The following is an 18,341-nucleotide window of genomic DNA, read 5'->3' on the forward strand; positions in this document are numbered from 1 at the left end:
CCATGTTCGCTAGGGCGCGAAATTATCGGAGGTTGATGATGGTCTGGGTGACCGCATCGGAGGTTTCAATGGTTTTGGCGTTGGCCTGGTAGTTGCGCTGGGCAATGATCAGGTTCACCAGCTCTGCCGAAAGATCCACATTGGAGTCCTCTACGGAGCTGGCCTTGATGGAACCAAGCGTGCCGGTATCCGGAGCACCAATCACCGGCTGGCCGGATTCAAAGGTTTCCACCCATGTGGTGTCACCCACCGGAGAAAGGCCGTCGGTGTTATTGAAGGCAGCCAGCGCCACCTGACCCAGAGACTTGGACTGACCATTGGTATAGCGGGCGAAGATCACGCCCTGATCGGACACATCGAGGCCTGACAGACGGCCGGTGGTGTAGCCGTTCTGCTGCTGATCGTTAACACCAAATGCCGCACCATATTGGGTGGTATTGGCCAGATTGACAACGAACGCAGAACTGGTGGCCGGCTCAGGAATCGGGCTGACCACATCACCGGGATTTGCCGGTGGACCGTCAGCACCGTTCGGGTCACCGCTTGGATCCTTTGGCACCCAGTCAGTAATAATCAACTCACCGTTCGGATCACCGTTGATGGATTCCAGCTGGCCATCCTGATCAAACAAGGCAGTGTATGGCGTCTGGTCGGTACCACCCACCAGTTCACCGTCAATCTGGAGATAGATAGACCACTGGCTCTGACCCACCCCGTTACCCGGAGATGGCTCTTTTACATAGAACTGTGTCAATTCGTGGGAATTACCCAGGCTGTCAAAAATGGTGGTCGACGTTGCGTGGTTGTATGTACGCTGGTCGATGGGATTGAATTCGTTGGTTACGGTAAACGGTGTCGCATTGAAGGCGACTTCAAACGCGTTGCTACCTGAATCAGTGGTCACCTGCTCAACATTGCGATCGGTGGTAACGAACACCTCACCGTCATATTGCTGGTTGTTGGTGAGCGGAGTACCTGTGGGAGCATCGCCGTAGGCTACCTCCAGCGGCTGTCCACCGCTGTGGATGATTCGCAAAACATCGGGGGTTGAAGGGTCTTCGTCATCATCGACAACCGAGGCCGAGATCGCATTGTCGCTGGTGTCGTTAATGGCTTTCGCCACATCTTCCAGGGACGATACATTTTCCAGATTCAGCGGGATCGGTGCAGATCCGTCTATCCGGATTTCAAGCCGGAAATTGGTGGCGCCGCTCACATCGCTATCGGTCAAACCGGTCAGGGAAGCTGCGGTTCTGGCAGTGGCCGTTACTCCCGGCGCAGCATTAATGGCAATGGCGGCATCACTGGCAGAAGCCGTGGCATCAATCTGCGGTACCGTGTAATCACTGGTGCCGTCGGAGTAGCCGAAGGTAAAGCCGGAACCTTGAAGATCTGCAAGCGCGATCGGATCAAAATCCCGGATGCGACGCTCAAGCACAGTCTCTCGGGAATCCAGATTCAGATCGGTCTGGAGATTCGTTGTGCGACGAGGCGCCAGGTTGTCGGTTTCAATCTGAAGGTCACCACGGATGCCAGACAGGTTGCCATCATCATCAGCGGTATAACCCTGCACCCTCATATTCTGGTTATTGACAACATAGCCTTCTTTATCAATCCCGAACTGGCCAGCCCGGGAATAACGGATTTCACCGCCATTATTCAGAATAAAGAAGCCATCACCACTGATAGCCATATCCAGGCCGTTATCGGTGAAGCTGATATTGCCCTGACCGAATGACTGCTTTACGTCCTGCACCCGCACGCCGTCGCCAATCGGATTGGTACCGGCACTCAGGAAACCACTGGCGTACAAATCACCGAACTGTACCTTGCTGCTTTTGAAGCCGACGGTACTGGCGTTGGCGATGTTGTTACCGGTGACATCCAGATCCACCGAAGCGGCGCGCAGACCGCTCAAACCTGTGTTAAATGCCATGACTTATACCTCCTGGTCTGACACCGGATCAGTTGATTTGTTTAACTTCAGACAGCGGAATGGAACCCATTCCGGCCAGATTCAGAGTAATGGACCCACCCTGCCCCAGCGACACACTGTCGACATTGGCGCTCACCATGGTCGCCAGTTGCTCCGATCCAGAGGGATAGGAGCCCTGCGCCACAATCGAGTAGGGTCCGGGCGGCAAAGGATTGCCGTTGCCGTCCTGCCCATCCCACTGGAACGACACCACACCAGCCTGGCTGCTACCCATATCAATCTGGCGAACTAACTCACCGCTTTGATTCATGACCGACAGTCGCAGCCCACCCGTGGAAGCCGGCACCTGAATGGTGCCAGTTATCTCGCCTTCGCTACCCAGAATGCCCACACTGGAGGGTGCCAGCACGGTTTTGCCCACCATCGCTGAGGCCTGCAAGGCCTGGCTGGAGCGGAACTGACCAACCACATCATCGACACTGCCAGACAGATTCTGCATTTCTTCCAGAGAACTGAACTGGGCCAGCTGGGCGATAAAATCGCCGTTGTCCTGCGGCTCCAGCGGGTTCTGATTCTTGAGTTGCGCCAGCATCAGCTCCATAAACGCGTCTTTACCCAGCTCGTTGCCACCAGGGGTCTTGCCCTCCTGGTTCAGCTGGTACTGGCTCAGCACGTCTGAGGCGGCTGCGGAATTCACTGCACTCATGGCTTAATCCTCACTTGTTACTGCTGACCCAGTGTCAGAATTCGCTGCATCATGGATTTGGCGGTGTTCATGACATCCACATTCATCTGAAAACTGCGGGACGACGACATCATGTCCGCCATTTCCTCAACCACGTTCACGTTGGGGTAATACACGTACCCTTCCTCGTTCGCGGCGGGGTGATTCGGCTCATAGCGCATCTGCAGTTCTGCATCGCTCTCGACAATCCCCTCAACGCGAACACCTGCCCCGGGCCCCTCTTCGGAACCCATACCAAATCCCTGCTGATCAGGGTTCAGCATGGCCTGCTGAATAGCGGCAAACACCGGTTTGCGGGCACGGTACGTTGTATCCGTGCTCGAACTGGCGGTTTCTGCGTTGGCAATGTTAGAGGCGGTGGTGTTGAGCCGCAGTGACTGTGCGGTCATGCCGGAACCGGCGATGTCGAAAATGTTACCCAGTGACATGACAATCTCCTTCAATCTCGTACGGACTGCGGCTTATTCGCCCTTCAGCGCCTTGGTCAGGCCGGAAAACCGACTACTCAGGAACTGGAAGCTGGCCTGGTAATCCATGGCGTTGCGCATGAAACGGGTCTGCTCGGCCTGCGCATCCACGGTATTGCCATCAATTGATGGCTGGTGCGGGGTACGGTACAGCAGCTCGCCGTCAGCGCCAGGGCTGGAGGTGTCCATATGGCCACTGTGGGTCGTGGTCATACCAAAGCCCGCCATGGAATCCTGCGCCTTCTGCATCATCGCCTGGAAATCCACATCGCGGGCCTTGTAGCCCGGGGTGTCGGCATTTGCCAGGTTGTTCGCCAGCACTTCGGCCCGCTTGACCCGCGCCTGCAGCGCGTGCTCATGAATACCAAGCGCTTTGTCGAATGTAATAGCCATTACTGCCTCCAGATCTTTGCACCGACCAGGCTGAACCTGTGAACTTGCCGGTTTTGCGTTCTGAAGTGATTAAAGCAAGCAGAGTGCCAGAATTGAAAAAGCCCGCTGTAATGCGGGCTTCGAAGAGGGCTGTCTAATAAATGAGCGGCAAATTCCGGTTAAACGCAACGAGGGCGGCAACGGGTTTCCCCAGGCGGACTTGCCGCTGATCGAGGCTCAGACTTGCCAGGGGGAAGTGCGCCCTGGCGCGGCCCACCTTGAGACATACTCTTTGGTATCGGGCCGGGGCACCGATGGTTTCTCACTGGCAACGGTACCGGTATAGAGGAAACCGACAATGGACTCGCCCGGCAGCAGCCCAAGACCGTCATGCAGCGACGGATGATAAGCCACAGGCCCGGTTCGCCACATGGCGCCGTAGCCGGCATCATTCAGCGCCAGGGAGATAAAACTCATACCGGCCGCTGCCGACATTACCTGCTCCACCTCCGGCACCTTCGGATGATGACGGGGCGACGCAATACCGACAATAATCATGGGTGCACGACCAGGAGCATTCCGGGCTTTCTCACGCTCTTTGTCAGAAGCCTCCGGCGGGCAGCATTCAGCAAACAGGTCGCCCAGAGCTGCCAGGCCTTCCCCCTCTACCACGAGATAACGCCAGGGCCTCAACAACGCATGATCCGGGGCCCGGGCCGCGCACCGGAAGGCCTGATCAACCACTGACACCGGTGGTGCCGGTGCCTGCAAACGGGGCTCCGAAGCACGATCCAGAATAAAACGGGTTATCGAACTCATACAGTCTCGCTGTTGATTGGTTGCATGATTTTCGGTTGGGCCGGAAGCGGCCCCGATGAATTGTGAGTTCTACGTAATGCTGTTAATCTTTAGTCGTAGTTCAAACCAACAATTATAAAGAATCGGCAGCATACAATGAGCGACATACTTATCGGAAGGATCCGGTTCTGAAAATGATGAGCGCACCCGCTGAATTACGCAGCGTAACCGGCAATACCGGCAAGCTGGGGCAAGGCGACATCTACGACCACACGGTGGCGATTCCACCGATGCCCGATTACAACGGTCGGATACTGGCCTACACCGCCACTGCCGCCATTATTGTCACGGGTGTCCTTCAGGATGTGTTTCCCCAATTGCTTCTCTGGATGGTGGCTGGCGCTCTGATCTGGCCACATCTCGCGCACGTGCTTACACGGCGAACCTTCCTGCGACGTTCAGCCCGGATTCGGCAAAAAATGCTGTTCCTCGACTGCATAATCGGAGGCAGCTTTATTGGCTTGATCGGATTGATCGCCATTCCATCGGTATCGGTTGTCCTGATGCTGATGTTCAGCTGTCTGATCGTGGGCGGCGTCAGGCAATGGTTGTTCGGCACAGCGCTCATGTCTGCCGCCATGGCCGCCACAGTGGCGGCAACCGGCACCGCCGCCGATCTGGAAGCCCCGCTGCTCACCAGCATCGTCGCCATTTTGGCCACAGGCACGTACATCTGCGTTACCGCCTATTACTCACACCAGCAGGCCCGGGCCCTGCTGCTGGCAAAGACCCAGATTCAGAACCAGCGGGAACAGTCCATCGCCCTGTCCCACAAGCTCTCGAAATACCTGTCGCCTCAGGTCTGGCAGTCCATCTTTACCGGGGAACGGGATGTTCGGCTTGAAACCCAGCGCAAGAAACTGGCAGTGTTTTTCTCAGACATAAAAGGCTTTACTGAACTGTCGGAGGAGATGGAGCCGGAAGCCCTTACCGAGCTTCTGAATCACTACTTCAACGAAATGTCAGAGGTCGCCCTGAAATACGGCGGCACCATCGACAAGTTTGTCGGCGATTCCATCATGGTGTTCTTTGGCGATCCGACCAGTCGCGGCCAGAAAGAAGATGCGTTCTCGTGTGTGTCCATGGCCATCGAGATGCGCAAACACATGAAGATCATGCGCCAGAAATGGCGCAGCCAGGGCATCAAGACGCCCCTGGAAATCCGCATGGGCATCAGTACCGGCTACACCACGGTTGGTAACTTCGGCGCCGAAAACCGGATGGATTACACCATTATCGGCAAGGAAGTGAACCTCGCCAGCCGACTGGAGTCCCTGGCGGAACCAGGCGAGATTCTGGTGTCGTATGAGACCTTCTCGCTGATCAAAGACCGCATTATGTGCCGGGACAAGGGCGAGATTACCGTAAAAGGCTTTGGCAAGCCGGTGCCCATCTACGAGGTGGTGGATTTCCGGCGCGACATGGGGCCTCACCGTAGCTTCCTGGAACACGAACACAGCGGCTTTGCCATGTACCTGGATTCCGATAAGGTCACCGAACGGGAGCGCAAAGCCATACTCAGCGCCCTCGAAGACGCAGCCGACCGACTGCGTCAGGAAGACGATACCGAATAGCCGAGCCTGCTACTGCCTAACCAGCCGCGGCCCCGGACCATCTTCAGCACATGTGCTGCGCCAGGGGTTGATATCCAGGCCACCACGCCGGGTGTAACGGGCGCACACCATCAAGGATTCCGGCTGACACCTCGCCATCAAGTCAGTAAAGATGGTTTCAACACAATGTTCGTGAAAATCCTGTTTCTGACGGAAGCTCACGATATAGCGCAGCAACCCTGCCCGATCAATCTTCCTCCCGGAATAGCGAATCAGTACCGTGGCCCAGTCGGGTTGGCCGGTCACTGGACAGTTGCTTTTCAGAAGATGTGAACACAAGCCTTCACTGACCACCGGCTCGCTGGTTGTCAGCGACTCAGGCGCATAGTCGTAGGCCACCTGCTCTAGCGTTTCATCATCGATCAACTCGTATCCTTCGGGCCGGCCGATTGCAGGCGCTGAGTCATCCACACTCAGAAGCGTCACATCCACCGCCGCACCACAGGCACTCGAAAGATCCTGGGTAATGGTCTCGGCCACTTGATCCGGAGACGAGAACACCGCCTGATTCAGAGAGTTCAGATACAACTTCAGGGATTTGCTCTCAATAATGGCAGGCGATGCCGCAGGAAACCGGATTTCTCCCCAGGCCACGGCCGGTACACCGCCGGGCTTCAGCCAGGAGATTTCCCACGCCTGCCACATGTCCTCGCCAAACCAGGGCCAGCGACCATCGTCCAGGCCGATTCGCCGGCGGTTTTCTTCCCGGGCCACCGGGAACAGCAGAGACGGATCATACTGATCAGGGTATTCACTGGACTTGCCCAGTGGCGCGTTATCAAGAGCCATATCAGTTCCGGAATAGAATCAGTGTCGAATGCCCTTGCCACGGGCAAGCATGCGCAAGGCTACCGCCGCCAGCAAGACGATGAAAACCAGAATCATACCAAGAGACACGAACGGATTAACGTCCGAAACACCCAGTATGCCGAAGCGAAAACCGTTAACCATATACAGGATCGGATTCGCCATGGACACGCCCTGCCAGAACGACGGCAGCATGTCGATGCTGTAGAACACACCCCCAAGGTACGTTAGCGGAGTAAGCACAAAGGTCGGGACAATGGAAATGTCATCAAACTTGGTCGCCAGCATGGCGTTGATGAAGCCACCCAGAGAGAACAATGCCGATGTGAGAATCACCGTGATAACCACCATCAGCAGGTTATGGATACTTAACTGAGTGAATGCCAGCGACAGCAAGGTGACGATCAGGCCGATACTCAGACCCCGGGCCATACCACCAGCCACATAGCCCGCCAGGATGGTCCAGTTCGGCACCGGCGACACGAGCAATTCCTCAATACTGCGCTGGAACTTCATAGAGAAAAACGACGACACCACATTGGAGTAGGAATTGGTGATCACCGCCATCATGATCAGGCCCGGCACAATGAACTGCATATAGTCGTAGCCGCCCATTTCACCGATGCGGGAACCAATCAGGTTGCCAAAAATAATAAAATACAGCGTCATCGTGACGGCCGGCGGCAACAGCGTCTGCGGCCAGATCCGGGTAAAGCGCCGAACCTCGCGGGTAACGATGGTTGTAAAGGCTGTCCACAGTGCTTGCGGTGTCATGCTGTCACCTCGCTGGCTTTCTCTGCCTCCCGGGCGTTCTCCTCAACCATGCGAACGAACAGCTCTTCCAGCCGGTTGGCCTTGGTTCGCATGCTCAGCACACGAATACCCAGGTTCTCCAGTTCGATAAACAGAGCGTTCAAACCCTGTCCCTTGGCAACTTCCACTTCAAGCGCACCATCGTCATCCAGGCTGGCTTTGAATGCAGTCAGTTCAGGGGCTTTCTCTAACGGCTGCTCGGTATCCAGTACAAAGGTTTCTACACTGAGCTGTTGCAGCAGTTCCCGCTTGCTGGTGTGCCGGATGATTTCCCCATGATCAATAATGGCAATATTGCGGCACAGGGCTTCCGCCTCCTCCAGATAGTGGGTGGTCAGAATGATGGTAGTCCCCTGACGATTCATCTCCTCCAGGAATTGCCACATGGAGCGACGCAATTCGATATCCACACCGGCCGTCGGCTCATCAAGAATCAGCAATCTGGGCTCATGTACCAGTGCCCGGGCGATCATCAGGCGGCGTTTCATACCACCGGACAACATCCTGGCCGGTGTGTTGCGCTTGTCCCAGAGCCCGAGCTTCTTCAGATACTTTTCCGCAGACACCCGTGCGGTTTTCAGGGGTATGCCGTAATAACCAGCCTGCGTGGTGACGATATCTTCCACCTTCTCGAACTGGTTAAAATTGAATTCCTGTGGAACCACACCCAAGGAGAGTTTGGCGCTTGAGAGGTCTGTATCGATATCATGGCCGAACACCCTGACCTTGCCGCCCGACTTGTTTACCAGAGAGGAAACAATCCCAAGAGTGGTCGACTTGCCGGCCCCGTTTGGGCCCAGCAAGGCGAAAAAATCGCCTTCCCGAACGTGCAGATCAATGCCTTTGAGGGCCTGAAAACCATCGCTGTAGTTCTTGGTCAGCCCTTCAATGTCCAGTGCGTAGGTCATATACCCCACCGTTGTTCAGAAACCTGGCTCCAGAGGAGCTAAAAAGATAGAGAGCTATTTGATTGAGTCAACGCCCGAAAATTCAAGGGACGAAGCCAATTAAAGCCAGGTGTCCCAAACCCTCAAACTGCGACAGGATTCCCGATATAGCCGAAGTGCCATCCCTATAATGCAGTTACAACAACTTACAAATCGGACACCGGCCACCGGATGCTCCAGGTCAACGCGAAGGGATTGTACGAAACGCCATGAAACTCGTTCACCTCACCCGCTTTATTCTGCCACTCTCTGCAGCCATCGCCCTGACCGGCTGCTTCGATAGTGGCAGCAGCTCCGGATCCGACGATACCCGCACCGGGCAAATTCATTTCCAGGGCGTTGGTGGGCTGACCTACCAGACTGCCAGTCAGTCCGGAAAGACCAACACCCGTGGCGAGTTCCGCTATTACCCCGGCGAGACAATCTCGGTCAAAGTAGGCAATCTCCCTATCGCAGAGGGGATTCCGGCAAGGGAATACGTGACCTTCCTGGAATTTCAGGAAGACACCCGCGCGGCCCTGCAAACCCCGGCCGTTGACGATGAAGGACTGAACAGCCACCAGGTCCGTGAACAGCTATTGTTTGAGAACAACACACTGATGAACCTGTCCCGCTTCCTTCTGGCCCTGAACTGGACCGAGAACGTAGACGACGACGAGGGCATCGACATCCGCGAGCGAGTCATCAACCAGCTCAACCAGGCGCTTGATGATCCTAACCTGCCGAACACCATAGATTTCAATGTCAGCATCGGCGAGTTTACCGCCGAGAATTCGCCGGCCAACCAGATCCTGGCGGAGATCTGCTTCCACCCGAAAGACGACCCACTGTGCGGTGAGCCGCCAACCCAGGAGGAAATCGACAACGCCGATGACCGCCCTGTAGATGGTGAGCTGGATCCTGATATCGACTACAAGGAAGATCTGGAGGCGCTCCGGGAACGAATTCTCCAGTCCGTGCGCAACATGGATGAATTCGACAACGAACAGGCCCGCAATTACCTTCGCAGAGAGCTCGCCGCTATAACCCGGAAGTTATCAAGGCAGTACTACCTGTCACCGGAAGACGCCACACACGCCGCCGGCGACACCAGCATCAAGTCCGTGAAAGTCAAAAAGATCAGGGGGGACGCTCAACTGGCCCAGCTGCAAGCCCAAAGCACACGCCCAACCGACGTTTATGTTAACGCCGAAAGCTGGCAAGAGGCAGAAGTGGAGTACGTGGTCGACGGCCCCACAGGCGGTGAATCAGAAATTCTGGTGAACTTCCGGCCGGAGGGCACCTATCGCTGGGTGCGCAAGCAGATACGCATACTTATCGATTAATCAGTTTACCCAGGGACCAACGGGACTCGGCACCTGTTACATCGTAGCCAGCCGGGTCCAGGCCCTCGGTGCCATGGGGCAAACACTCGCGCACGGTCAGTAACTCCGAGGCGCCTCGGGACTCATTGTGCCGGGCCAGATCAACAATCTTTGCGGATTTCAGCGGCCGATGCTCGGCGTCCTGCATGACCATCACGCTGGGCCACAGCCTCCTTCCCGGTGAATGGGATACCACAATGCCACGCTGGCCATCAGAAAGCTCCACCAGAGTACCGGTCGGATACACGCCCACACCCTGGATAAAAGCCTCAACAAGATCTTCCTGAAATTCGATGTTGCGCATATCGTACAACAGCGATACCGCTTTTGCCGGTGTCATGGGATCCTGATCATCCCTGGGCGCAATCAAAGACTCGAAGAATTCTGCAATACCTGCAACTTTTGCCAGCAGCGGGATACGGTCGCCACGAATTCCCTGTGGAAAGCCGGAACCATTGTGCCGCTCGCGGTGCCCCTGAACCACGCTCATAACGGCTCTGGAGAGACCCGCGCCTTCCAGCATCTGACAACCACGTTCGACATAGGTGCGATAAGCCGCGTATTCTTCAGTGGATAGACGGTGCTCTCGGGCCAGCATCTCTTTAGGCAATGCGGTCTTACCCACCTGCGACAAAAGACACCCCACTCCCAGATGGTTCAGGAGCCCTTCGTTCAATCCTAGCTGCCGGCCACACACCAGGGCCCATACTGCGGTATTCAGGGCATGCCGATACACAAAATCATCATACTGGCGGGTGCGGCTCAACCACAAAAGCGCGTTCGGCTGGCGAACGACGCTCTCTACCATGCGGCGGGTGACCTCCGCAGCCGGGCGCAAATCCGGCATCTGGTCATCCTGGATGGTCTCGAACATCCGGCTTAGCGCCAGTTCCGCATCACTGAGAAGTTTGCGGGATACTTTGAGCTCTTTTCGGAGAGGCACTTCGTTCTTGTAGGCAACCGGTTCGCGAATACTAAGTGGCGCCAGCTGCAATTGCTCACGACCACCGGACCGGGCGTTGGAACGTCGGGCAAAAGGGCGAACCTTGTCTGGCCCGAGGGTGATTTCCTCGCGGGTTTCCGCCACATCGACCATCACCCACTTACAGTGGGAGACAACGGCTTTCAGATCGTTTTCGGAACGGAGGTAAAAGCCCTGGATGGGAAACGGTGTTTGATGCCAGGGGCGATCAAGATCAGACACGAACATGCCGATCTCAAGATCATGTGCCGCAATTTTTTTCTGACGAACGCCCACTAGACACCTCAGGAACAGGGATTCTTTGACAGTTCCCAGTTTGCCACGTTAACGGCAAGACACCATTACTATTTGGTAGCGAACCGTCACCAAAGCGCAACAAGTCGTAACTCAGATTTTCACTCGGCAACGAAATGTATCACTGTGACCAAGCTCACAGGAAAAAGCAGACAGACTTCAATCTTCCAGGCACTGAGTCTCGTCAAAATCCGGCAGACGCGCATTCAAAGAGCCCCGGGGCACCTTCCTGGCATAAACCGTATAGGCGACTGCAGACGGACGAATGTAATCAACATTCACCTCTTCGCCACCCTTCATCAGGGTTGCCCTCGCAGGGTGGCAGGAAACCAGAAGCTCAAAGCGGCTGCCGACATCGGCCACCCGGCCTCCTCCCTGCGGCGTTTTTACCGTGAGACAGGAAGACTGCCCTGTGGCTGGCGAACCTGTTGCCGCCAAGACATCCAGCGAGGGGTCTCCACAAGCACGAATGCCATCACCACAATCACCAGCACTGTCATGACTGCTGTCGGCAATACGCCAGACCCGTTCACTACACTGGGTTTCCAGTTTCATGGTGGTGGCCTGATTACGGCCCGGCCACCACTCTGGATACTCCGCGCTTTGCCAGTTCACCCGCACCTGCCGGGTTTCACCCGCGGAATTCTCCGCGGGGAACATGGCATAGTGGGTATAGTAGCTGGCGCATCCTGATAGCATTGCCATCGGCACAACAAACACCGAGACCATCAATCTGAAATACGCAGGTGAACTCATCAGGCAAAACCTTTCCTTTTAACTGAGCCCATTATCTCCATCATGAAATTCTCTTCCGCCAACTATTCGGCAGTATCGGCAAACTGCAACCCGAACCCGTCAACCGTGCGACGCACCACCACCATATCCAGAATGGGGGCCGGCGCAGGAAGCCCCTGCACCTGAACGCTTACGCAATCGCCCAAGGAGGGCTCGAAGACCTGTTCACCCACAACGATGAAAACGCCGCCGTCTGAGATGTCACGGGTAGAGAAGACGAATTCTCCCAACTGTTCATGGACCAACTTCACTTTTGCACTCATTGCCGTGCGGCTATGCTCTCTGCGATCACTACCGACCATGCTCGGAAACCCTGCCATTTGCTGCCTTCTTATAGTGTTCTGAAGCATAACACTATTTTCTGAAAAATATCCCCGAAGGGTTATTGACTCATTCGCGGTTAGCAATGAGAATAGTTGTCGTTTTTAACTGCCTGTCACATTCGATTACAGGCGAACGTTCACCTTTTAGCAACGCGACAGAAAGGATCACCACTATGCGAATGAAACTTGCCGCAACTGCCGCCATCGCTCTGGCCGCCATGCCGCTGTCTGCCTCTGCCGACGGCGAGGTCAACATCTACTCCTACCGTCAGGCTTACCTGCTGGAACCGCTGCTCAACGCCTTCACCGAAGAAACCGGCATTGAAGCGAACGTTGTCTTTGCCAAGCAGGGTCTGGCCGAGCGCCTTGAGCGTGAAGGCCGCAACAGCCCGGCAGACGTGGTGATGACGGTCGACATTTCACGCATCAACGAACTGGTTGAGAAAGACCTCGTTGCCGGCGTTGAGACCGACACGCTGCAGGAGAACATTCCGGAGAACCTGCGCCACCCGGAAGGTAAGTGGTACGCCCTGACCACTCGTGGCCGCCTGATCTTCGCATCCAAAGATCGCGTTGAAGAGGGTGAGATCACCACATACGAGCAACTGGCTGATGACAAGTGGGAAGGCCGCATCTGTACCCGCAGCGGCAAGCACCCGTACAACATCGCCCTGATCTCCTCCATGATCGCCCACCACGGTGAAGAGAAGACCGAAGAGTGGCTGCAAGGCGTCAAAGAAAACCTGGCACGCAAACCCCAGGGTGGCGATCGCGACCAGATCAAAGCCATCGCTGAAGGCGTCTGCGACATTTCCATTGGCAACAGCTACTACTACGGCAACATGCTGATGGACGAAAACCAGCGCCCGATCGCCGAACAGGTTAACCTGGTATTCCCGAATGCCGAAGGTCGTGGCACTCACGTAAACATCAGTGGCATTTCCCTCACCAAGAGCGCGCCGAACAAGGACAATGCCATCAAGCTGATGGAATTCCTGTCCTCACCGGAAGCCCAGCGCATCTACGCGGAAGCCAACACCGAGTACCCGGCGAACCCGGAAGTGAAGCCTTCTGGCCTGGTAGCCGAGTGGGGTGAGATCAACCCGGACGATCTGTCACTGCAGGAAATCGCCAACAACCGCGAAGCGGCTGTGAAGCTGGTTGACCGCGTTGACTATGACGGCTGATCAGCCTCACACCAACCGGTAAACCGAAGGGTGTCCTGTCCAGGGCACCCTTTTTTGTTGGCCACAAACATGACCGCAGTCATTGCAGGGAAGCAACGCACTATCTAAAATCGCAACACTTCTCATCACCACTACGCTAACAGGATCACCATGACCGAGGTCGTTTCCAGTGCAAACCCGGGGCTCTCGCAACCGCTACTGGCAAAACGCACCTCAAAACGGTGGCTGATCAGCGCCGTCCTTACCACCGCTATTGTCGCGCTTCCAGTACTGTCGGTGATCTTCCTGGCCCTGTTCCCGGACGAGAACATCTGGCCTCATCTGATTGAAACCACCCTGCCCCGCTACCTGACCACCACCATCAAGTTGATGATCGGTGTGGGCGCACTAACCCTGTTGATCGGACTGGCCACCGCCTGGGCCGTGACCATGTGCGAGTTCCCGGGCCGGAAATTCTTTGAATGGGCTCTGCTGCTGCCTTTTGCCGTACCGGCCTACGTGATTGCCTATGTCTACACCAGCCTGCTGGATTACGCCGGTCCCGTGCAGCGAGGCCTGCGTGAGTGGTTTGGCTGGCAGAACGCCAGCGATTACTGGTTTCCGGAAATCCGCAGCCTGGAAGGCGCCATCCTGATGATCGGCCTGGTACTCTACCCCTATGTGTACCTGCTGGGGCGAGCTGCCTTTCTTGAACAATCACCCTCACTGTTTGCCGTCAGCCGCAGCCTGGGTCATTCCGCACTGAGCACTTTCTTTCGGGTGGTTCTGCCCATTGCCCGGCCAGCCATTGCCGTGGGCCTGTCCCTGGTGCTGATGGAAACCCTGAACGATTTCGGCACCGTCGATTTCTTTGCCGTGCAAACCCTCACCCGCGGCCTGTTCGATACCTGGATGAACCTGGGTAATCTGGGCGGCGCGGCCCAGATCGCGACCACCATGCTCATTTTCGTGGTGATCCTGGTAACCCTGGAACGTTATTCACGGCGCCGCCAGCAACAATACGCGGCCCGCGACAACCGTGACCCGATTCATCGCTTCACCATGTCTTTCCCGCGCCAGATGATCTGTGTCGTCGTCTGCGCCGTGCCACTGATATTTGGCTTCATAATCCCCGGAGCCACCCTGGGCTATTACGCCTGGGAATACTTTGATGTCAGCTGGAACCCGGATTTTATTCAGAACACTTTTAACAGCCTGTTCCTGTCCAGCGCGGCAGCGCTCACCACCCTGATCATCGGCGTTACGCTGGCCTATAGCCGCCGTCTGCACAACACCCGTGGCATGCAGATCCTGATGCGCCTATCCAGTCTCGGTTACGCCATGCCCGGCGCAGTGCTGGCCGTGGGCGTCATCGTGCCACTGGCCGGCTTCGATAACTGGCTGGATTCCCTGATGCGGGATTATCTTGGCGTGAGCACCGGCCTGCTGCTGAGTGGAACGGCCTTTGCCCTGATTTTTGCCTACACCGTGCGTTTTCTGGCGGTGTCTGCCGGCAGTGTGGAGAGCGCCCTCCAGAAAATCACCCCCAGCATGGACATGGCCTCCCGCTCCCTGGGCCACACTCCGGGCAAAACCCTGATCAACGTACACCTGCCGATGCTGCGTGGAACCCTGGTCACCGCCGCCCTGGTAGTGTTTGTCGACTGCATGAAGGAACTGCCGGCCACCCTGATTCTTCGGCCCTTTAATTACGAGACCCTGGCCACCTACGTGTACCAGTTTGCCTCAGACGAACAGCTCTATCACAGCGCCCTTCCCGCCCTGATCATTGTGGTCGCCGGTATCATCCCCATCATTCTGATGAACCGGTCCATCTCCAATTCCAGAACCATGGCCTGACGGCCAGAAATATCGGAACGCCAGAAACAAGAAGGCCCGGCAGTTTGCCGGGCCTTCTTGTCCTTACCGTGTAAGCCGTCGCCTTTACTGCCAGATAACCGGCTGCTTCTTGGCGTACCAGCTGTCCACTTTCGCCTGATAGGCGTCTTCCACCACGTTACGCTTAAGCTTGAGCGTCGGCGTCAGGAAGCTGTTCTCGATGGACCACTCATCGCTGACCACCGTAATGAAAGCCAACTGTTCGTGGGGATCTACAGTTTTGTTTACGTCCTGAATCAGCTGCTTGAAGCTTTCTTCCAACTCCTTGCGGAAGCTCTCGTCAGCAGCTTTCGGGCGAATCTCCTCACCCAGAACCACCAACGCGTGGGGCTGGGTCTGGTTGGCACCCGACACACACACCATTTCGATGGCATCGTGAGACATCAGACGGTTCTCGATCGGCGCCGGCGCAATGTACTTGCCCTTGCTGGTCTTGAAGATCTCCTTGATGCGGCCGGTCAGCTTGAGACGGCCCATCTCGTCAATCTCGCCCTTGTCACCGGTACGCAGGAAGCCGTCCTCGGTGAAGGCTTCAGCGGTTTTCTCCTCGTCCTTGTAATAACCCATCATGGTGGCGGGGCTCTTCACCAGCACCTCGCCCTGCTCGCTGATCTTCACTTCAACGCCCGGCAGGGCTTCGCCGACATAACCGGTGCGGGTACGGCCCGGTTTGTTCATGTGAGAGTATGCAAAGTTCTCGGACATGCCATAACCTTCCAGCAGTTCCAGGCCGAGATTGCGGTACCAGTCCAATACATCGTTGGACAACGGTGCGGAACCGGAACCGGCCAGCTTCACCTTGTCCAGGCCCAGGCCTTTCAGCACCTTCTTCTTGATCAGCTTGCTCACTACCGGAATCTTCAGCAGGCGATCCAGCTTCGGCTTGGGCACTTTCTGCAAAACACCATGCTGGAACTTCACCCACAGGCGCGGAACCGAGAGGAAGAGCGTTGGCCGTGCCCGCTGAAGATCCTGAACGAAGGTGTCCAGAGACTCTGCAAAATAAAGCTGGAAGCCGGAATACAAAGAGCCCAGCTCCACAAAGGTGCGCTCAAATACATGAGCCAGCGGCAGGTAGGACAACATGCGCTCACCTGGCCCTACGCCCAGAGTCTCGATACCGCCAGCAGCGGCGAACGCCATGTTATTGAAGCTGAGCATAACGCCTTTCGGGCGACCGGTACTGCCAGAGGTGTACACGATGGTGGCCAACTCTTCCGGATCACGCCTGGTTTTGCCTTCCAGTGGCGGGTACTTGGCAACAATGTCGTCCCAGGTCTCGAAATCGTTGGGCGGGCTCAGCGGATAGGAAATGCAGCGAACCGATTCCGGCACACCGGATTTCATACTGTCCCAGTCATCCAGTTTACCCACGAACAACACGTCGCACTCGGCGTGGTTGAGGATGTAGTTCACGGTATCGGCGTTCAGGGTGGGATACAGCGGCACGGAAATGTGCCCGGCCATCCAGATGGCCCAGTCTGTCATCACCCACTGGGCGCAGTTCTTGGAAATCAGACCAATCCGGCTTTTCTCCGGCAGGTTCAGGGATTTCAGGTACGCCGCCATCCGGCGTGCCTCATCCACGGCACGGCCCCAGGTGTACTCAACCACCTTACCGTCGCCAATGGGCTGCGTCATATAAAGGGAATTAGGGCTGGTGGCCTCCCAGTGGTAGACCATATCCAGGGGGAGCTTTTTCGTTGTGTCCATGGACCTTCCTGATTTGTCGTTATAGTTTCGGATTCGCTTTTTCGCGTTCTCGTATTATTAGACTTTAGTAGCCTATTTCAACACACCAGAGCCCGTCAAAACGTGATCCGTGCAAAATAATTTGCATCTGCAACCACTCAAACGCTCGTCGCAACAAACTGCGCCTTCCCCTACACCGATTGCCGCATGGCTGTGTTAAACTTGCGCACCTTGAATTTTTGCCCCCGGTTTCACGGGAAAAAACAGTAACTGACTCGGAGATGGGCATATGGCCAAGAAATCCCTGCGCACGCTGATCGGCGCCTCGCTGCTTGCCGCAGCAAGCCTGGTTCAAGCGGACGACCCCCGTGTTGTTGCCATCACACAGATTGTTGAACACCCGGCACTGGATGCCGTACATGAGGGCGTTAAGGACGAACTGGCCGAGCGCGGCTATCGCGAAGGCGAAAACCTGCGCCTGATGCACGAAAGTGCCCAGGGCAACTCAGCCATTGCCTCTCAGATTGCCCGCAAGTTTGTGGGTGAAAACCCGGATGTAATCGTGGCCATTGCCACACCGTCCGCACAAACCGTTGCCGCTGCAGCCCGTAACGTGCCCGTGGTCTTCTCTGCCGTGACTGATCCGGTTGCCGCCAAACTGGTACAAAGCTGGGAAGCCCCTGGTGCCAACATCACCGGGGTAAGCGATATGCTGCCCATCGAGAAGCACCTGGACATGCTGCAGCGTGCAATGCCCGACGCCAAGCGCATCGGCACCGTTTACAACCCTGGCGAAGCCAACGCCGCCGCGCTGATTGAACTGCTGGAAGAACGCCTGCAGGCCCGCGGTCTGGAGCTGGTTAAAGGTGCGGCCACCAAGACTTCGGAAGTGCTGGGCGCAGCCCGCTCCCTGGTAGGCAAGGCCGACGCCATCTACCTGACCACCGATAACACCGTGATCAGTGCCGCCGAAGCGGTTATTTCCGTTGGCGAACGGGCCAAGATCCCGGTTTTTGCTGCCGACACCGCCACCGTTGAGCGTGGCGCGGTAGCCGCTTTGGGCTTCAACTATTACAACCACGGCCGCCAGACCGGCGCCATGGTCGCACGCGTACTGGAAGGTGCCGGCACAGCCGACATGCCGGTTGAAACCATGGAAGAACTGGATCTGTACGTGAACCCCGAGGCCGCCGAACGCATGGGCGTCACTCTGCCCGAAGACCTCATCCAGGAAGCCGTCAAAGTCGTCAAAAACGACAAGTAACGCC

The 18,341-nt window shown here is 56.4% G+C and carries 17 protein-coding genes; 5 read left to right on the forward strand and 12 right to left on the reverse strand.

Features of this window, described 5'->3' with window-relative positions:
- Positions 1–22: 22 nt before the first annotated feature.
- The 5 genes from ARC85_RS12370 to ARC85_RS12390 form a co-directional block, all read right to left on the reverse strand.
- Positions 23–1,936, reverse strand: a complete 1,914-nt coding sequence (locus ARC85_RS12370) for a flagellar hook protein FlgE (RefSeq protein ID WP_183577899.1) — start codon at positions 1,934–1,936, stop codon at positions 23–25.
- Between the two features lie 28 nt (positions 1,937–1,964).
- Positions 1,965–2,642 carry a flagellar hook assembly protein FlgD gene (locus tag ARC85_RS12375; RefSeq protein WP_011784613.1) on the reverse strand — a complete coding sequence of 226 codons (678 nt, stop codon included), beginning with the start codon at positions 2,640–2,642 and terminating at the stop codon, positions 1,965–1,967.
- Positions 2,643–2,659: 17 nt separating this feature from the next.
- The gene (gene flgC / locus ARC85_RS12380) at positions 2,660–3,109 is read right to left on the reverse strand and encodes a flagellar basal body rod protein FlgC (protein WP_011784612.1); all 450 of its coding nucleotides are present in this window, start codon (positions 3,107–3,109) and stop codon (positions 2,660–2,662) included.
- 33 nt (positions 3,110–3,142) lie between these two features.
- Entirely contained in the window at positions 3,143–3,541 is a 399-nt protein-coding gene (flgB, locus tag ARC85_RS12385) for a flagellar basal body rod protein FlgB (RefSeq protein ID WP_183577896.1), read from the reverse strand.
- A 216-nt stretch (positions 3,542–3,757) separates the two neighbouring features.
- Positions 3,758–4,339, reverse strand: coding sequence for a nitroreductase family protein (locus ARC85_RS12390; RefSeq protein ID WP_011784610.1), 582 nt, complete (start codon positions 4,337–4,339; stop codon positions 3,758–3,760).
- A 173-nt stretch (positions 4,340–4,512) separates the two neighbouring features.
- Between ARC85_RS12390 and ARC85_RS12395 the strand changes: the two genes are divergently transcribed.
- Positions 4,513–5,952 (forward strand): adenylate/guanylate cyclase domain-containing protein, encoded by a 1,440-nt coding sequence (locus ARC85_RS12395; protein ID WP_011784609.1) that lies wholly within the window; start codon positions 4,513–4,515, stop codon positions 5,950–5,952.
- A gap of 9 nt (positions 5,953–5,961) precedes the next feature.
- Here ARC85_RS12395 and queF read toward each other — a convergent pair whose 3' ends face one another.
- From queF to ARC85_RS12410, 3 genes are read right to left on the reverse strand one after another with little or no spacing between them, the layout of a single operon-like run.
- A complete protein-coding gene (gene queF, locus ARC85_RS12400) occupies positions 5,962–6,780 on the reverse strand; it encodes an NADPH-dependent 7-cyano-7-deazaguanine reductase QueF (RefSeq protein WP_014421759.1) in 819 nt (272 codons plus the stop codon).
- Positions 6,781–6,798: 18 nt separating this feature from the next.
- Positions 6,799–7,572 (reverse strand): ABC transporter permease, encoded by a 774-nt coding sequence (locus tag ARC85_RS12405; protein WP_011784607.1) that lies wholly within the window; start codon positions 7,570–7,572, stop codon positions 6,799–6,801.
- Entirely contained in the window at positions 7,569–8,519 is a 951-nt protein-coding gene (locus tag ARC85_RS12410) for an ABC transporter ATP-binding protein (RefSeq protein ID WP_014421760.1), read from the reverse strand. The genes ARC85_RS12405 and ARC85_RS12410 overlap by 4 nt, the downstream gene beginning before the upstream one ends.
- Before the next feature lie 248 nt (positions 8,520–8,767).
- Between ARC85_RS12410 and ARC85_RS12415 the strand changes: the two genes are divergently transcribed.
- Complete coding sequence (locus ARC85_RS12415; RefSeq protein ID WP_023008188.1) at positions 8,768–9,883, forward strand: hypothetical protein; 1,116 nt, start codon at positions 8,768–8,770, stop codon at positions 9,881–9,883.
- Here ARC85_RS12415 and ARC85_RS12420 read toward each other — a convergent pair.
- The 3 genes from ARC85_RS12420 to ARC85_RS12430 form a co-directional block, all read right to left on the reverse strand.
- Entirely contained in the window at positions 9,873–11,180 is a 1,308-nt protein-coding gene (locus tag ARC85_RS12420; RefSeq protein ID WP_183577890.1) for an HD-GYP domain-containing protein, read from the reverse strand. The two genes, ARC85_RS12415 and ARC85_RS12420, sit on opposite strands and share 11 nt — an antisense overlap.
- A gap of 177 nt (positions 11,181–11,357) precedes the next feature.
- Complete coding sequence (locus tag ARC85_RS12425) at positions 11,358–11,954, reverse strand: hypothetical protein (RefSeq protein WP_023008186.1); 597 nt, start codon at positions 11,952–11,954, stop codon at positions 11,358–11,360.
- Positions 11,955–12,016: 62 nt separating this feature from the next.
- Positions 12,017–12,295, reverse strand: a complete 279-nt coding sequence (locus ARC85_RS12430) for a PilZ domain-containing protein (protein WP_183579413.1) — start codon at positions 12,293–12,295, stop codon at positions 12,017–12,019.
- A gap of 194 nt (positions 12,296–12,489) precedes the next feature.
- Between ARC85_RS12430 and ARC85_RS12435 the strand changes: the two genes are divergently transcribed.
- Entirely contained in the window at positions 12,490–13,503 is a 1,014-nt protein-coding gene (locus ARC85_RS12435; protein WP_014421765.1) for a Fe(3+) ABC transporter substrate-binding protein, read from the forward strand.
- Positions 13,504–13,653: 150 nt separating this feature from the next.
- Complete coding sequence (locus ARC85_RS12440) at positions 13,654–15,342, forward strand: ABC transporter permease (RefSeq protein ID WP_121206343.1); 1,689 nt, start codon at positions 13,654–13,656, stop codon at positions 15,340–15,342.
- 84 nt (positions 15,343–15,426) lie between these two features.
- Here the strand turns inward: ARC85_RS12440 and ARC85_RS12445 are convergent, their stop codons facing one another.
- Positions 15,427–17,094: an AMP-binding protein gene (locus tag ARC85_RS12445; RefSeq protein ID WP_286714948.1), complete on the reverse strand. Its 1,668-nt coding sequence runs from the start codon at positions 17,092–17,094 to the stop codon at positions 15,427–15,429.
- Positions 17,095–17,362: 268 nt separating this feature from the next.
- Here ARC85_RS12445 and ARC85_RS12450 point away from each other — a divergent pair, with 268 nt between their 5' ends.
- Entirely contained in the window at positions 17,363–18,337 is a 975-nt protein-coding gene (locus ARC85_RS12450; RefSeq protein WP_014421768.1) for an ABC transporter substrate-binding protein, read from the forward strand.
- Positions 18,338–18,341: the final 4 nt, after the last annotated feature.

The organism is Marinobacter sp. tcs-11, assembly GCF_002049515.1.
Lineage (GTDB): Bacteria > Pseudomonadota > Gammaproteobacteria > Pseudomonadales > Oleiphilaceae > Marinobacter > Marinobacter nauticus.

What these genes read in the sequence shown, in the direction of transcription:
- ARC85_RS12405 (WP_011784607.1), bottom strand. Translation starts at nt 7,572, where the DNA reads ATGACACCGCAAGCACTGTGGACAGCCTTTACAACCATCGTTACCCGC.
- ARC85_RS12440 (WP_121206343.1), top strand. Translation starts at nt 13,654, where the DNA reads ATGACCGAGGTCGTTTCCAGTGCAAACCCGGGGCTCTCGCAACCGCTA.
- ARC85_RS12390 (WP_011784610.1), bottom strand. Translation starts at nt 4,339, where the DNA reads ATGAGTTCGATAACCCGTTTTATTCTGGATCGTGCTTCGGAGCCCCGT.
- ARC85_RS12445 (WP_286714948.1), bottom strand. Translation starts at nt 17,094, where the DNA reads ATGGACACAACGAAAAAGCTCCCCCTGGATATGGTCTACCACTGGGAG.
- ARC85_RS12375 (WP_011784613.1), bottom strand. Translation starts at nt 2,642, where the DNA reads ATGAGTGCAGTGAATTCCGCAGCCGCCTCAGACGTGCTGAGCCAGTAC.
- flgB (WP_183577896.1), bottom strand. Translation starts at nt 3,541, where the DNA reads ATGGCTATTACATTCGACAAAGCGCTTGGTATTCATGAGCACGCGCTG.
- ARC85_RS12425 (WP_023008186.1), bottom strand. Translation starts at nt 11,954, where the DNA reads ATGAGTTCACCTGCGTATTTCAGATTGATGGTCTCGGTGTTTGTTGTG.
- ARC85_RS12435 (WP_014421765.1), top strand. Translation starts at nt 12,490, where the DNA reads ATGCGAATGAAACTTGCCGCAACTGCCGCCATCGCTCTGGCCGCCATG.
- ARC85_RS12415 (WP_023008188.1), top strand. Translation starts at nt 8,768, where the DNA reads ATGAAACTCGTTCACCTCACCCGCTTTATTCTGCCACTCTCTGCAGCC.
- ARC85_RS12410 (WP_014421760.1), bottom strand. Translation starts at nt 8,519, where the DNA reads ATGACCTACGCACTGGACATTGAAGGGCTGACCAAGAACTACAGCGAT.
- queF (WP_014421759.1), bottom strand. Translation starts at nt 6,780, where the DNA reads ATGGCTCTTGATAACGCGCCACTGGGCAAGTCCAGTGAATACCCTGAT.
- flgC (WP_011784612.1), bottom strand. Translation starts at nt 3,109, where the DNA reads ATGTCACTGGGTAACATTTTCGACATCGCCGGTTCCGGCATGACCGCA.
- ARC85_RS12395 (WP_011784609.1), top strand. Translation starts at nt 4,513, where the DNA reads ATGATGAGCGCACCCGCTGAATTACGCAGCGTAACCGGCAATACCGGC.
- ARC85_RS12370 (WP_183577899.1), bottom strand. Translation starts at nt 1,936, where the DNA reads ATGGCATTTAACACAGGTTTGAGCGGTCTGCGCGCCGCTTCGGTGGAT.
- ARC85_RS12450 (WP_014421768.1), top strand. Translation starts at nt 17,363, where the DNA reads ATGGCCAAGAAATCCCTGCGCACGCTGATCGGCGCCTCGCTGCTTGCC.
- ARC85_RS12430 (WP_183579413.1), bottom strand. Translation starts at nt 12,295, where the DNA reads ATGGTCGGTAGTGATCGCAGAGAGCATAGCCGCACGGCAATGAGTGCA.